The sequence below is a fragment of the Pseudomonas sp. NPDC089392 genome (genome assembly GCF_044749595.1).
Classification (GTDB): domain Bacteria; phylum Pseudomonadota; class Gammaproteobacteria; order Pseudomonadales; family Pseudomonadaceae; genus Aquipseudomonas.
Map to the genome: position 1 here is coordinate 94,677 of NZ_JBIVIF010000012.1, position 13,345 is coordinate 108,021.

Annotated in this window: 13 protein-coding genes and 1 pseudogene; 7 read left to right on the top strand and 7 right to left on the bottom strand. The window is 63.5% G+C overall.

What is annotated here, in order from left to right:
• The first annotated feature begins 66 nt into the window (after positions 1-66).
• Positions 67-1,815 (top strand): BCCT family transporter, encoded by a 1,749-nt coding sequence (locus tag ACIP1G_RS13380; RefSeq protein ID WP_400737587.1) that lies wholly within the window; start codon positions 67-69, stop codon positions 1,813-1,815.
• A gap of 132 nt (positions 1,816-1,947) precedes the next feature.
• Here the strand turns inward: ACIP1G_RS13380 and dddP are convergent, their stop codons facing one another.
• On the bottom strand, positions 1,948-3,294 hold the full coding sequence (gene dddP, locus ACIP1G_RS13385; protein WP_400737590.1) for a dimethylsulfonioproprionate lyase DddP: 1,347 nt from the start codon (positions 3,292-3,294) through the stop codon (positions 1,948-1,950).
• Between the two features lie 205 nt (positions 3,295-3,499).
• Between dddP and ACIP1G_RS13390 the strand changes: the two genes are divergently transcribed.
• Together ACIP1G_RS13390 and ACIP1G_RS13395 are read left to right on the top strand one after the other, a co-directional pair.
• Positions 3,500-4,492 carry a LysR family transcriptional regulator gene (locus ACIP1G_RS13390; protein WP_400737593.1) on the top strand — a complete coding sequence of 331 codons (993 nt, stop codon included), beginning with the start codon at positions 3,500-3,502 and terminating at the stop codon, positions 4,490-4,492.
• A 110-nt stretch (positions 4,493-4,602) separates the two neighbouring features.
• Positions 4,603-5,478 (top strand): DMT family transporter, encoded by an 876-nt coding sequence (locus ACIP1G_RS13395; RefSeq protein WP_400737595.1) that lies wholly within the window; start codon positions 4,603-4,605, stop codon positions 5,476-5,478.
• A 432-nt stretch (positions 5,479-5,910) separates the two neighbouring features.
• Here ACIP1G_RS13395 and ACIP1G_RS13400 read toward each other — a convergent pair whose 3' ends face one another.
• Positions 5,911-6,390 carry a VOC family protein gene (locus tag ACIP1G_RS13400; RefSeq protein WP_400737598.1) on the bottom strand — a complete coding sequence of 160 codons (480 nt, stop codon included), beginning with the start codon at positions 6,388-6,390 and terminating at the stop codon, positions 5,911-5,913.
• Between the two features lie 173 nt (positions 6,391-6,563).
• Between ACIP1G_RS13400 and ACIP1G_RS13405 the strand changes: the two genes are divergently transcribed.
• Positions 6,564-7,751, top strand: a complete 1,188-nt coding sequence (locus ACIP1G_RS13405; protein ID WP_400737602.1) for an MFS transporter — start codon at positions 6,564-6,566, stop codon at positions 7,749-7,751.
• An 18-nt stretch (positions 7,752-7,769) separates the two neighbouring features.
• On the opposite strand, the gene ACIP1G_RS13410 is transcribed toward ACIP1G_RS13405, so the two are convergent.
• Both ACIP1G_RS13410 and ACIP1G_RS13415 read right to left on the bottom strand, forming a co-directional pair.
• A complete protein-coding gene (locus ACIP1G_RS13410) occupies positions 7,770-8,318 on the bottom strand; it encodes a TetR/AcrR family transcriptional regulator (protein WP_400737604.1) in 549 nt (182 codons plus the stop codon).
• 162 nt (positions 8,319-8,480) lie between these two features.
• Positions 8,481-9,218 (bottom strand): annotated as a pseudogene (locus ACIP1G_RS13415) (OprD family outer membrane porin).
• A 12-nt stretch (positions 9,219-9,230) separates the two neighbouring features.
• Between ACIP1G_RS13415 and ACIP1G_RS13420 the strand changes: the two are divergent.
• Positions 9,231-9,881 carry a TIGR04211 family SH3 domain-containing protein gene (locus ACIP1G_RS13420; RefSeq protein WP_400737607.1) on the top strand — a complete coding sequence of 217 codons (651 nt, stop codon included), beginning with the start codon at positions 9,231-9,233 and terminating at the stop codon, positions 9,879-9,881.
• Positions 9,882-10,010: 129 nt separating this feature from the next.
• Here the strand turns inward: ACIP1G_RS13420 and ACIP1G_RS13425 are convergent, their stop codons facing one another.
• Positions 10,011-10,283, bottom strand: a complete 273-nt coding sequence (locus ACIP1G_RS13425) for a hypothetical protein (protein WP_400737609.1) — start codon at positions 10,281-10,283, stop codon at positions 10,011-10,013.
• A gap of 94 nt (positions 10,284-10,377) precedes the next feature.
• The gene (locus tag ACIP1G_RS13430; RefSeq protein ID WP_400737612.1) at positions 10,378-11,298 is read right to left on the bottom strand and encodes a LysR family transcriptional regulator; all 921 of its coding nucleotides are present in this window, start codon (positions 11,296-11,298) and stop codon (positions 10,378-10,380) included.
• Positions 11,299-11,422: 124 nt separating this feature from the next.
• On the opposite strand from ACIP1G_RS13430, the gene ACIP1G_RS13435 reads away from it, so the two are divergent.
• Both ACIP1G_RS13435 and ACIP1G_RS13440 read left to right on the top strand, forming a co-directional pair.
• Positions 11,423-12,157 (top strand): SDR family NAD(P)-dependent oxidoreductase, encoded by a 735-nt coding sequence (locus ACIP1G_RS13435; protein WP_400737615.1) that lies wholly within the window; start codon positions 11,423-11,425, stop codon positions 12,155-12,157.
• A gap of 18 nt (positions 12,158-12,175) precedes the next feature.
• On the top strand, positions 12,176-12,382 hold the full coding sequence (locus tag ACIP1G_RS13440; RefSeq protein WP_400737618.1) for a 4-oxalocrotonate tautomerase family protein: 207 nt from the start codon (positions 12,176-12,178) through the stop codon (positions 12,380-12,382).
• Between the two features lie 25 nt (positions 12,383-12,407).
• Here the strand turns inward: ACIP1G_RS13440 and ACIP1G_RS13445 are convergent, their stop codons facing one another.
• On the bottom strand, positions 12,408-13,289 hold the full coding sequence (locus ACIP1G_RS13445) for a LysR family transcriptional regulator (protein WP_400737621.1): 882 nt from the start codon (positions 13,287-13,289) through the stop codon (positions 12,408-12,410).
• Positions 13,290-13,345 lie beyond the last annotated feature (56 nt).

The window sequence follows — 13,345 nt, forward strand, 5'->3', positions numbered from 1 at the left end:
AACTCGGTAGCCCACACAACAACAAGCCTGCGCGTGCAGGTAAGCCACAAAGGGGCCTCATCATTCATGGCAAAGGAACACATCACCGAAACACTCGACCTTGGCGTTACCGACCCCTCGAAAACCGCAGAAGCCCGCCAGGACCGGCATTTCGAGGGCAAGCTCGACTGGATAGTCTTTGGTTTCACCAGCCTCCTGGCCATCGCGTTCGTCCTCTGGGGCTTCCTTAACCAGGCCAGCCTCGCCAGCAGCGCCTCCAGCGCGCAGTCCTGGGTCATTCTCAACTTTGGCTGGTTCTTTGTCCTCACTTCCACACTGTTCGTGGTGTTCGTGCTATGGCTGGCCGCCAGCCGTTACGGCAGGGTGCCGCTGGGCCGTGATGGCGAACAGCCAGAATTCCGCACAGTGTCCTGGGTGGCGATGATGTTCAGCGCCGGCATGGGCATCGGCCTGATGTTCTTCGGCGTTGCCGAACCCCTGTCGCACTATGTGTCGCCGCCGCCCGGCTCGGCCAGCGGGCAGACCAGCGAAGCAATGCAGGTGGCCATGGCCACCACGCTGTTCCACTGGACCCTGCACCCTTGGGCCATGTACGCCATCGTCGGCCTGGTGATTGCCTACGGCACCTACCGCCGTGGCCGCTCACAGTTGATTTCCGCCGCCTTCCGGCCATTGATCGGCAAGCATGCCAATGGCCCGCTCGGCCGCCTGATCGACATGATGGCGATATTCGCCACGCTGTTCGGCTCGGCGGCCTCGCTGGGCCTGGGCGCACTGCAGATAGCCGGCGGCCTGGAATACAACGGCTGGGTCGCACACCCCGGCAAATTGTTCTACATCTCGATCATCACCCTGCTGACCATTGCCTTCGTCACCTCGGCGGTGTCGGGCATCGGCAAGGGCATCCAGTGGCTGTCCAACACCAATATGGTGCTGGCACTGGTGCTGGCGGTGTTCGTGTTCATGGTCGGCCCGACCCTGCTGATGCTCAACCTGCTGCCGACCTCGATCGGTATCTACATCAAGATGCTGCCGGAAATGATGGCCCGCACCAACGCCAGCGGCGGTGAGCAGATGAACAGCTGGCTGGCCGGCTGGACCGTGTTCTACTGGGCCTGGTGGATCTCCTGGACGCCGTTCGTGGGCATGTTCATCGCGCGCATCAGCCGCGGCCGCACCATCCGCCAGTTCGTCACTGGGGTGCTGTTGGTGCCAAGCCTGGTCAGCCTGGTGTGGTTCACCATTTTCGGCGGCGCAGCCATCGACGCCCTGCGTGAGGGTGCCTTCCAGCTGGCCAATGGGGCGGTCAACAGCAACCATGCGCTGTACCAGTTGCTGGACAGCTACCCGCTGGGCTCGGCGACCTCGGTGCTGGTGATGATCCTGGTGGGCATCTTCTTCGTCTCCGGTGCCGATGCCGCCTCGCTGGTGATGGGCACACTGTCGGAGCACGGCACCACCACGCCATCACGGCGCACGGTGATCTTCTGGGGCGCACTGACCGGTACGGTGGCAGCGATCATGCTGGCAATCGGCGACCCGCGTGACCCAGGCGAGGCGCTGACCGGGCTGCAAAACCTGACCATCGTCGTGGCCCTGCCGTTTGTGGTGGTGATGGTGCTGCTGTGCCTGGCGCTGTACCGCGACCTGCGCAAGGACCCGATGATGCTGCGCCACCTGCGCGGTAACGAGCTGATCGAAAAGGCCGTGTTGTATGGGGCAGTGAAGCATGGGGAGGAGTTCTACATTGTGGTGCAGGAGAAGAAGGCAGCGGTGAAGGTGGCAACGACAGAGGCCGAAGCAAGCGGCAACTAATCGGTCCAGGCAGAGGAACCTGGGGCTGCTGCGCAGCCCATCGCCGGCAATCCAGCTCCCACAGGTTCTATGCTGTCCTTTAGGGCTGCGCTATCCCTGTGGGTGCTGGCTTGCCGGCGATGGGTGCGCTTGTCAGTCACGCAGGAAGCTTTCTTCGAACGGGTAATGGGTTAACAGCTCATACCCGTCTTCGGTCACCAGCAACTGGTTCTCCAGCTTGATCCCGTCACGCCCGCCCACTTCACCCACATAGGCCTCCACACACAGGCCCATGCCCGGCTGCAACTCACCTTCGTAACCATAGGATTCAAGGTCTTCCGGGTAGCGAATGCTCGGGTACTCGTCGCACAGCCCCACACCATGGAACATCACGCCGTAACGCTGGGCACGGCAGCTTTCGGGCAAGCGATGGCCATTGCGGGTGAGCTCGGTGAAACGCACACCAGGCTTGACCATCTCGGCGTTGACGTGGATGTGTTCATGGGCGATGCGGTACAGGCGCTTCTGCTCGGCCGTGGGCTCCAGGCCGCCGCAGATCCAGCTGCGCGACATGTCCACGCAGAAGCCGTACACACCAATCAGGTCGGTGTCGAACGACAGCAGGTCACCGTCGCTGAGCACCCGCGGGCCGGACTCCTGGAACCAGGGGTTGGTGCGCGGGCCGGAGCTGAGAATACGGGTTTCGATCCACTCGCCGCCGCGGCGGATATTGCCGCTGTGCAGTGCCGCCCAAACATCGTTCTCGGTAGCACCGGCGCACATGGCGTGGCGCATTTCGGCAACCGCGGCTTCACAGGAGGCCACCGCGCAACGCATGGCCAGGATTTCGTCGGGGCCTTTGATCAGCCGGGCGAATTCAGTGACCTCCTGGCCGTTGTGCACTTGCACGCCAAGGGCGTCAAGGGCACGCAGGCCGGCGACTTCAATGCGGTCCACGGCCAGCCGGCGGTTGTTGCCGGCATGGCTGCGTAGCAGTTCGTCGACCTGGGCGCAGAAGCGCCGGGCGTGTTCCTCGGTACGGTCGCCGGTTTCGAAGTAGAAGAACGAAGCGCCACTGCGCAACTCGCTGACCAGCGGCAAGTGTGCGGAAAGGTGGTCGCAACCGTGGAAGTCCCACAACACCACATGGCCGCTGGCGGCGACGAAACAGGCGCGCGCCGGGTTGTGGGTGGTCCACAATTGCATGTTGGTGGTGTCGGTGGCGTAGCGGATGTTCAGCGGGTCGAACAGCAGGATACCGCCCAGGTCGCGGGCGACCAGTTGCTCGCGGATGCGCTGCAGGCGGTACTCGCGCATGCTCGGCAGGTGCGGTGCCTGCAGGCCGAGCGCGGCCCACTCGGCGAAGGCCAGCGGTGTGGGGCCAATTTCGGTGCGGTCGTTATCGTCGACCGAGCCATCGGCCTTGAGCGCAGCGGCGCGTTGGCGGGACGGGTCGATACGGCGGGCGTTAGCGGGGATCGAGAACGGCGATGTCATCATGGCTTGCGGATTTCCTGGTTCTTATTGTCTGGAAAACAGCGGTGCAACGAGGCCGCTATGCGCTTCATCGCGCTTTAACGCGTGTGCTCATTCGATTAGTCTTTTTAAATGAACAGCGCAGCCTTCTGCTTGCCAACTGAGTCTAGGGCGAGGGCTGCAACGCGATACATCGACATTTTCTAGGGCCTATTGATTACAAAAACGTATGGTCAAGCACACCCAACCCGATCAGACCCTGATCAAGATGCCTTCCCTGCGCGCGGTCAAGGCCTTCGTCGCCGCCGCCCGCTACCAGAACTTCACCCGCGCGGCCGAGGCCCTGTGCGTCACCCAGGCCGCCATCAGCCGGCAAATCCGCGACCTGGAGGAACACCTGGGCGCCGAACTGTTCAACCGCTCCGGGCGCGCCGTGGAGCTGACCCCGGCGGGCTCGATTTTCTACGATGCGGTGCAGTTGTCGTTCACCAACATTGCCCAGGCCGCCGAGCGCATTCGCCATACCGACAGCCCCAAGCAGCAAGTGACGCTGTGCTGTTCGCCGGCCTTCGCCAACTTCTGGCTGGGGCCGAAACTGCCGGCGTTCTTTGCCACCTACCCCGAGATCGACTTGAGCATCGTGGTCACGCAGAACTTCCTGACCCTGGAAAACGGCATCAACCCGGACATCCTCATCTGCAAGATGGCCAAGAGCGGCCAAGGCTATTTCAGCCAGCCGTTGGTGTGCGACGTGATCTACCCCGTGTGCACCCCGCACTATCTGGAGCAGCACCCCGAAATCCGCACCCTGCAAGGCCTGCGCGACACCGCCCTGCTCAACCTCAGCCCCTTCGGCCGCTCACAGGTAGCCGAACATGTGGACTGGAAAGTCTGGTTCGCCTACCAGGACATCGACCTCAACCGCCGCGACGTCGACGCGCCATTGCTGTTCAACGCCAACGACTTCAGCCTGCTGCTGCAAATGGCGCAAAACCATCAGGGCGTGGCGCTGGGCTGGCACTACCTGGTCGCGCCGCTGGTGGAGCAAGGGGTACTGGTACGCCCGGTAGAGAAAACCCTGGTGCACCGCGAAACCCTGCACTACCTGAGCATGAGCGAGGCCAAGGCGCGCGATGCCAGTTGCTGCAAGGTGCGTGACTGGCTGGCCGAGCAGTTCGACTGGTCACTGCATGAAGACAGCGAGGTGGGGACAGAGGCATAACCAAAAGTCATAGGATTGACTGCGAAAATGTCGCTGTAGCGGTGCCTGTTGCGTCACTAACCTTTCATCGACCATGCGCTATCCGCCGCTGAGAATCCTCGATGACATCCATGACCCAACCGCTCAGCGCCACCAGCACCAGCCCACGCTTGGGCATTGTGTTGTGTCTGTTGTCGATGTTCATCTTTGCGGCTCAGGACGGCATCACCAAGATCCTGGTCCGTGACCTGCCCGTGGCCCAGCTGGTGATGGTGCGCTACTGGGTTTTCCTGCTGTTCGCCATCGCCTTCGCCACGCTCAAGGTCGGCGGCGTGCGGGTAGCTGCCAACAGTCGTCACCCTTGGCTGCAGCTGTGCCGTTCATTGTTGGGGGTGTTCGAGATCATCATCTTCGGCCTGGCATTGCGTTACCTGGGCCTGGCCGAAACGCATGCCATCTACGCTATTTTTCCACTGCTCACCCTGGCCTTGGCCGGTGTCCTGCTGCGTGAGCGGGTCAGCAGTCGGCAATGGCTGGCGGCAGTGATCGGCTTCGCCGGCACCCTGGTCATCCTGCAGCCGGGGCTGGGGGTGTTCAGCCTGGCTTCGCTGATCCCCTTGCTGGCAGCGCTGATGTTTGCTTTCTTCAGCATCCTTACACGCAAGATCAGCACTGCTGACGGTTTTGCCACCAACATGTTGTACATGGGCCTGTGGGGCGCTGTGGCGACCACTGCGATCGGCTTGCCGCAATGGGTGTCCCCTGAGCCAGGGCAACTGGCGATGATGCTGGTGCTGTCGATGACCGGCGTGCTGGCACAGCTGCTGCTGATCCAGGCCCTGCGCTACGCACCTGCTGTGACGTTGCAGCCGTTCAACTACGCGCTGTTGCTGTTCGCTTCGGTGCTGGGGGTGGTGTGGTTTGGCGAGGTGCTGGCGCCAGCGCTGGTCATTGGTGCGGGGATGGTGGTGGCAGGCGGGTTGCTGTCGCTCAAACAACCGAGATAGCACCCGCATTACGCGGTCTTTGCAGGAGCGGGTTTATCGAGGCGTCGAACCGCCGCGAATGCGGTGGCGGCTGCGATGGTGAACGGCCAGGGATATTGGCCAGCAGGCCCGGCCTCTTCGCGGGTGAACCCGCTCCTACAACGGGCTGTGCCGAACCACCGAGGTGCATGCACCCCCGACCAATGTAGGAGCGGGTTCACCCGCGAATGCGGTGGCGGCTGCGACGGTGAATGGCCAGGGGTATTGGCCAGCAGGCCCGGCCTCTTCGCGGGTAAACCCGCTCCTACAACGGGCTGTGCCGAACCACCGAGGTGCATGCACCACCGATCAGTGTAGGAGCGGGTTTACCCGCGAATGCAGTGGCGGCTGCAACGGTGAACGGCCAGGGAAATTGGCCGCCGGCGATGAGGCCAGTACAGGCAGCACAATGCATCAGCCCTTCAACGCCGCATCAATCCTGGCCACATCGATCTTGCCCATCTGCATCATGGCCTCGAATGCCCGCTTGGCTGCCGCGCGGTCGGAGTGGCCGATAGCTTCGATGAGAATACGCGGAGTGATTTGCCAGGAAATCCCCCATTTGTCCTTGCACCAGCCGCAAACACTGGCCTCACCGCCGTTGTTGACGATGGCATCCCACAACCGGTCGGTCTCGGCCTGGTCCTCGGTGCTGACCTGGAACGAAAACGCCTCGCAATGGGTGAAGGCCTTGCCACCATTGAGCCCAACACAGGGAATACCCATGACGGTGAACTCCACTGTAATCACGTCACCTTGCTTGCCAGAGGGGTAATCACCGGGCGCCTGGTGCACGGCAAGCACTTTGCTATCAGGGAAAACGCTGGCATAGAAGTTCGCTGCTTCCTCGGCATCATTGTCGTACCAGAGGCAGATGGTGTTCTTGGCAGTCATGGTCCTGCTCCATGAACGAGTGTGAGCTTTTGAGTCTAGCCCCTCGCGCCATGCACATTGGAACCTTCGGACCACCTGACCTGCCACTGCCCGACGAGCATTGACCACAGCTTCGTACGCCCGTACGATTTTACCGTACAGACGTACGACCCTAAATTGCTGCGAGCCCCACCATGCCCTCCCTCGTCACCCGATGGGCGCGTTACGCGCTCTACCTGCTGTTCCTGCTCCCCGGCCTGACCCTGGCCACCTGGGTAACCCGCACCCCTGCCCTGCGCGATGGGCTGCAGGCCTCAACCGAGCAGATGGGCATGATCCTGTTCGGCTTTTCCGCCGGCGCCATGCTCGGCATCCTCAGTGCTGGCCGGGTGATTGGCCGGTTCGGTGCCAACCGGGTGATCTGCCTGGGTCTGCTCGGGCTGTCGGCAGGGCTGTGCGTGCTGGCTGCCAGCAGCGACCTGAGTAGCGCCTGGTGTGCCTTCGCCGGTTTGTTGCTGTTCGGCCTGGGCATGGGCTGGGCGGACATTGCGGCGAACATTGAAGGGGCGGCCGTGGAGCGGGCGATCGATGCGCCGATCATGACCACCCTGCATGGCTTCTTCAGCCTTGGCACCCTGGTCGGTGCGCTGGTGGGTATGGCCATGACTGCCATCAACGTGCCACTGGACCTGCATCTGCTAGCCATGGCTGTGCTATCGGCGCTGGCCACTCTGGCGTTGATCGGCCATGCCCCACGCGCCAGCGAACAGCCCGCCGCACAACAGGCCGCCAGCGACGCGAGCTTCTCCTGGTGGGCGCTGCTGAAAGACCGCCGCCTGCTGCTGATCGGCTTTGTGGTGCTGGCCATGGCCCTGGCCGAAGGTGCCGCCAACGACTGGCTGCCACTGCTGATGATCGATGGTCACGGTTTCGCCCAGGCCACTGGCACGCTGATCTACCTGGTATTCACCGTCGGCATGACCCTCGGCCGCTTCGCCGGGGCTCCTGTGGTAACCCGCTTCGGCCGCGCCGCCACCCTGCGCGCCAGCGCCCTGCTCGGTGCGCTAAGCCTGGCCCTGGTGGTGTTCTGCGATGTGCAGTGGGTGGCGGCGGCCGCAGTCATGCTGTGGGGCATCGGGGCCTCGCTGGGCTTCCCGCTGGCCATCTCGGCAGCCGGTGAAAGCGGTGATCACAGTGACCAGCGTGTACGCCTGGCAGCCACCGCCGGCTACCTGGCGTTTCTGGTCGGCCCACCGATGCTGGGCTTTCTTGGCGAGCACTACGGCTTGCGCATGGCCATGCTGCCGGTTTTGCTGCTGGTGGCGATCGCGTTCGTGCTGGCGTCGGCATTGCAGGAACAAAAGCGCCTGCAAGTGGCCTGAAACAGCGCCATCGCGGTGTCAGGCAATGGCCTTGATCAAGGCCAGGATATCGTCACGACTGACCACGGTCTTGCTCAGGGCATTGTGGATGGTGAACCCCTCGATCAGCGCGTCCAGCGCCCGTGCGGTCTGCTCCTCGAAATGCATCTGCAGGGCCTGGCGCGAGCGCGCCATCCAGTCGTCCATCACATAGGTGTATTGCGGATGGCGGGACACGAAGGTGTATAGCTCGAAGATCAGCAGCATCTGCCCCGAGGCCTTCCAAAGGTCGCCACAGATCAGGTCGGCTACCAGTTCGCGGGCATGAGCCTGGTCACGGGCCTCGCTGAGCTGGCGAAAATACTGGTCAGCGATGCCATCGGCCATCTTCACGAACGCGGCGGCGACGATTTCGTTGATGTTGGCAAAGTGGTAAGTCATGGTCCCCGGCGACACCCCGGCCTCGGCGGCAATGCGCCGGTAGGTGGCGCAGCCTGCGCCTTCCTGGCGAATGACCCGCAGTGCCGCCTCGATGATCATGGCTTTGCTGTCGGGGGTGTTGATGTCCTGCTTGCGGGGTCTTGGCATGGGTGACTCGCGGCTGCTGTTGCGGCGAGGATAACAAGAAATCCCCACGTCCGGCCCCACCTTGTAGGCATGTTCAGGACCTTGTGGGAGCGGGCGTGCCCTGGGCACGCCCGCTCCCACAACGGCCGCGTCGAAGGCGACTAGAAGGCTGCCAAGGTGAACTCACAGAATCGACAACAGGTACTCCACGATCAGTCGCACTTCGTCCAGGTCCGACTCGAACGCCGTGGCTCGGGTGGTGGCCTGGCGCACACGCAGGGACAAATCCTTGGCCACGCCGGTCTGCACCACGTACTTGACCTCGATGTCACGCTCCCAGCGCTTCTGGTCAGTAAGCGGGTTGCCCTCGGCGTCGCGGCGCATCTAGAAGGCGTTGGCATTGGAATAGTCGGCATCGGAGCCCTTGGCGTAGCGCGTCATGAACGACAGCCCGGGAATACCGTAGGCCGCCATGTTCAGGTCATAACGCAATATCCACGAGCGCTCCTTGGGCGAGTTGAAATCGCTGCGGCAACAGCCGCGAATCACCGGCGGCCATCACCGGGTTTGCCGGGAACACATCGCCCACCTTCAGTACCGTATCGAACACGCGCAGCTTGGCCGCGCCGCCAACCTTGGTGTTTCGTCACGGGCCTGGCCATCGCTATCAACTGGCAGCACATCGAACGAACTGCGCCCGCCGTTGCGGCCACCGCCGGTGTAGAGTTTGAGACCGAGCATGGCGAACGCATCCAGGCCAACGCCTACGGTGCCTTGGGTGAAGCCGGTTCTGCAACATCCTGCAGACATTTCCGACATCAGGTTGTGAACCTGCTGACAAAAAAACGGTCTTTCGCTGACGGTCAACTCACCGACCGGTTCATCGGCCCAGTCACCGGGCCTACTTTTGTCCTGTTTCAGCGAAGACCCAACATGCCCTATTCCCGCCCCACTGCTTCCGCCCTCCCTGCCCTGCGCGGTGGCCTGATCGCCGCCCTGGTGGCCCTTGCCGCACCGGTGCACGCCGAAGAGCCTGCCAGCGATGCACGCTGGGTCAGCGACAGCCTGAGTACCTACGTGCGCAGCGGCCCGACCGACGGCCACCGCATAGTCGGCACCCTCAAGTCCGGGCAGAAGCTGACCCTGATCGGCAGCCAGGGCAACTACAGCCAGGTGCGCGGTCAGAACGGTGATTTGGTGTGGATCCTCAGCAACGACTTGCAGGCAGTACCAGGCCAGAGCGAGCGCCTGCCGCAGCTCGACGCCCAGGTCGCCGAGCTGACCGGGCAGTTGAAGACCATCGACGACAGCTGGAAGAGCCGCGTGCAAGGCATGCAGGAAACGCTCGATTCACGCAAAAAGCTGATCGACGAACTGGAGGCGCGCAACAAGGCGTTGAACGAGCAACTCGACCAGAGCCAGTCGGAGCTGCGCGATACCCAGGCACGCCTGGGGGACGAGAACAAGCAGGTGATGATGCGCTACATGGTGTATGGCGGCAGCATTGCCGGTGCGGGCTTGTTGATGGGGCTGATCCTGCCGGCGCTGACCCGGGGGCGCAAGAAGAACGATCGCTGGTTCTGACTGTTGGGCCACCGTGTGCTGGCCTCTTCGCGGGTAAAACCGCTCCCACAGGACCCCCAGCAGGTTCAAAGCCGGTGCAATACCTGTGGGAGCGGGTTTACCCGCGAAGAGGCCGCTACAGGTATTCGCCTACTTCCCGCGCGCCTTGTTGTAGATGGTCTTGGCCCGGTCAGCCGAGGCCTGGCATTGGGTCATGTCGCCCGAGGCCTGCGAAGCCTTGGCCTGCTTCAATAGCTCGTGGTAGTCGTGCGCCATGCCACCGTGCAGCGCCTGGCCATCGGTTTTCTGGATGTCCTCAAGCTCCTTGATCTTGGCCGCACAGTTGCTCGCAGGGTCTGCGTGTGCGGCAAAACTGAGGACCGAGGCGATCACCAGCAAGGGTATGCATTTCGTGGATTTCATGGAGCGTTCTCCTGGAAAACCCTAAGGTTCGTCGAGGTGCATTCGACTCGACGCAGGGAAAAGCATAGTTGCCCCCTGCTTGCCCCGCATCGCTTCAGCCCAGCGGTAGGCCGGCCTCGGCGAACAGGTAGTCGATGAACACCCGCACTCGCAAGGGCATGTGCCGGGCCTGGGGGTAGATCAGCATGAACGGCCGCGAGGTCCCGCCAAACTCGCCGAGCACTTCCACCAGTTCGCCACGAGCCAGGGCGTCCTGCACGGTAAACCGGTAAGCCTGCATCAACCCACCGCCATGGCGCACCAGCGTGACCGTGGCGAGGAAGTCGCCCAGGCAGGTGAACGCACCTTGGGTTTCGATCTCTATCTGGCGGCCAGCCTGGCGAAAGCTCCACGGCGGGCGGCGGCCGCTGCTGGGCATTTCGAATTGAATGCACTCGTGCGCCAGCACGTCGTGTGGTACCTGCGGCGAACCGGCTTGGGCCAGGTAGCCCGGCGTAGCCACCACCACCAGTTCGGCATCCTCCAGGCGGCGCGCCACCAGGCGTGAATCAGCCGGCTCGCGACCACGAATGGCCAGGTCGAACGGCTCCTCGGCAAAGTCGACGTTGCGGTTGCTGACATGCACATCCACTTGCACCTTCGGGTAACGCTGGCGAAAACGCGGCAGCAGCGGCAACAGGCGGTAATGGGCATATGGCGTGGGCGCACTGATGCGCAGGCGTCCGCTCGGCTCGAGCTGCCCGCCCGCCACCTGGCGTTCGGCCTCAACCAGTTGCCCCAACGCTTGGCGGCATTGCTGGTAATAGGCCTGGCCGGCTGCGGACAGGCGCATCTGCCGGGTGGTACGGACAAACAGGCGCACTCCAAGACGCTCTTCCAAGCGCGCCACACTGCGGCTGACCGCCGCCGGGGTGACACCCGCTTCAGAGGCAGCGGCGGTGAAGCTGCCGCTATCGGCGGCCAGGCAGAACAGTTCAAGGCTGCCCAGTTGCAGGTCATCGAAATGGCGCGTCATGGCAACTCTATTGATTACATGGTGTATCGATTGAAATGCCTTGCGCCTCATTTTTCAAGTGCTGGTGGCGACCTACAGTAGCGCCACACCGAGCCGATGGCTCACTTCACTGGAGATCATGCACATGAACAAGCCACGCACTGTCATCATCACCGGGGCCTCCAGCGGCCTGGGCTTCGCCTTGGCCGAGGCCTTCCTCGAGCGGGGCGACAACGTGGTCGGCAATGCCCGCAGCCAGGCCCGCCTGGAGCAGGCCGCCGCCCGCCTCGGCAATCCATCGCGTTTTATCGGCGTGGCGGGTGACATCGCCGAGGCAAGCACGGCACAGCAGTTGTTTGCCACAGCCCTGCAACGCTTTGGTGGCGTCGATATCCTGATCAACAACGCGGGCATCTTCATTGCCAAGCCGTTCACCGATTACAGCGCAACGGATGTCGACACACTGGTCGGCACCAACCTCAAGGGCTTCTTCTACCCGGCCCAGGAAGCAGCGCGAATCATGGCTGGGCAAGGGCACGGGCAGATCATCGCCATCACCGCCTCAATTGCCCTGCAACCGGATACCCGCGTGCCGGCGCTGCTACCGGTGCTGGTCAAGGGCGGCCTGAACCAGGCGGTGAAAGGCCTGGCCCTCGAGTTGGCGGCCAGCGGCGTGCAGGTGAATGCCGTGGCGCCGGGCATCATCGACACACCGCTGCATGGCGGCAATGTGCAGGGGCTGGGCGCGCTGTCACCCAGCGGCCGCACCGGCTCGCCCCGGGATGTGGTGGACGCAGTGCTGTATTTGGCCGATTCACGCTTTGTCAGCGGTGTAATCCTGCCGGTGGATGGCGGTAGCACCGCCGGCACCTGGCACTGAACAGAGGAGCAAGCAGCCATGCCTTATGTGCATATTCGTGTGACCGATGAAGGGGTAACCGCTGAGCACAAGCGCCAGCTGATCGAGCAGACCACCCGCATGCTGCAACAGGTGCTGGGCAAGCCGCCAGCCAGTACCTTTGTGGTGATCGAGGAGGTGCCGACCGATAACTGGGGGGTGGGTGGGGAGACGGTGACTGTGGTGCGGGCGCGAGAGCGGGTTTGAGGTCGGGGGCCGCTGTGCGGCCCCCTTACTGGCGCAACCGCTCCAGCGCCTGCAACACATACCCCGTGGCCCGCTCCACCTGCCCTTCCCGGTAGGCAATGCCCAACTGCCGCCACAACCCCGGCCGCAGCGGTCGGCGGGCAATGCGCCGATCCAGTTCGGCTGCCTCCCCCTCTTGCGGCAATAGCGTGGCCCCGTACCCGGCCCCGACCAGGCTCTTGATCGCATCGTTATAGTTCAACTCGATTCGCGGCTCGGGGTACAACCCCGCCGCCGCGAACCACTCCCCGGTCACCCGCGACAGCTGGGTACTGTTGTCGTTGAGGATCAACGCACGCTGCGCCAGCCAGGCCGGCGTGACCTTGGCCGGCGGCTGCCAGTCGGCCGGCACGTAGGCCAGGATCGGGTCGCGCCGCCAGGGGGTGACCGCCAGCCCTTTGCCGGCTACCTGCGGCAATGCCACCAAGCCGATATCCAGCGTGCCCTCACGCAGGCGCGCCAGCGAAGCCTGCGACGTTTGCACCTGCACTTGCACGTCAATCCCTGGGTGCTCCACACGCAAACGCTCCAGCGCCTGCGGCAACAAGTGGGCGATGGCACCGGTCGAAGCGCCCAAGCGTACCCGACCAGTAAGTCCCTCGACCTGCCGGCGTACTTCGTCCAGCGCCAGGTCGGCGTCGGCCAGCAGGCGGCGGGCTCGAGCCAGTAACGTTTCCCCGATTGCCGTGGGCCGCACCTGGCCGCGGGCGCGGGTGAGCAACGGGGCGCCGATGCGTGCCTCCAGTTCGGCTATGTGCAGGCTAATGGTGGGCGGCGCCAGGTTGAGCTGGCGGGCGGCCTCGGCAAAAGAGCCCAGGTCGGTGATGACCACCAGGGTGCGGAGGCGGTCGAGGCTGATTTCGCGCATGGTCTGTGCCGGCCTATTCGCGGGTGAACCCGCTCCCACAGGCTCACCACAGTTGC

What these genes read in the sequence shown, in the direction of transcription:
- ACIP1G_RS13445 (WP_400737621.1), bottom strand. Translation starts at nt 13,289, where the DNA reads ATGCGCGAAATCAGCCTCGACCGCCTCCGCACCCTGGTGGTCATCACC.
- ACIP1G_RS13395 (WP_400737595.1), top strand. Translation starts at nt 4,603, where the DNA reads ATGACCCAACCGCTCAGCGCCACCAGCACCAGCCCACGCTTGGGCATT.
- ACIP1G_RS13405 (WP_400737602.1), top strand. Translation starts at nt 6,564, where the DNA reads ATGCCCTCCCTCGTCACCCGATGGGCGCGTTACGCGCTCTACCTGCTG.
- ACIP1G_RS13380 (WP_400737587.1), top strand. Translation starts at nt 67, where the DNA reads ATGGCAAAGGAACACATCACCGAAACACTCGACCTTGGCGTTACCGAC.
- ACIP1G_RS13425 (WP_400737609.1), bottom strand. Translation starts at nt 10,283, where the DNA reads ATGAAATCCACGAAATGCATACCCTTGCTGGTGATCGCCTCGGTCCTC.
- ACIP1G_RS13390 (WP_400737593.1), top strand. Translation starts at nt 3,500, where the DNA reads ATGGTCAAGCACACCCAACCCGATCAGACCCTGATCAAGATGCCTTCC.
- ACIP1G_RS13410 (WP_400737604.1), bottom strand. Translation starts at nt 8,318, where the DNA reads ATGCCAAGACCCCGCAAGCAGGACATCAACACCCCCGACAGCAAAGCC.
- ACIP1G_RS13400 (WP_400737598.1), bottom strand. Translation starts at nt 6,390, where the DNA reads ATGACTGCCAAGAACACCATCTGCCTCTGGTACGACAATGATGCCGAG.
- ACIP1G_RS13440 (WP_400737618.1), top strand. Translation starts at nt 12,176, where the DNA reads ATGCCTTATGTGCATATTCGTGTGACCGATGAAGGGGTAACCGCTGAG.
- ACIP1G_RS13430 (WP_400737612.1), bottom strand. Translation starts at nt 11,298, where the DNA reads ATGACGCGCCATTTCGATGACCTGCAACTGGGCAGCCTTGAACTGTTC.
- dddP (WP_400737590.1), bottom strand. Translation starts at nt 3,294, where the DNA reads ATGATGACATCGCCGTTCTCGATCCCCGCTAACGCCCGCCGTATCGAC.
- ACIP1G_RS13435 (WP_400737615.1), top strand. Translation starts at nt 11,423, where the DNA reads ATGAACAAGCCACGCACTGTCATCATCACCGGGGCCTCCAGCGGCCTG.
- ACIP1G_RS13420 (WP_400737607.1), top strand. Translation starts at nt 9,231, where the DNA reads ATGCCCTATTCCCGCCCCACTGCTTCCGCCCTCCCTGCCCTGCGCGGT.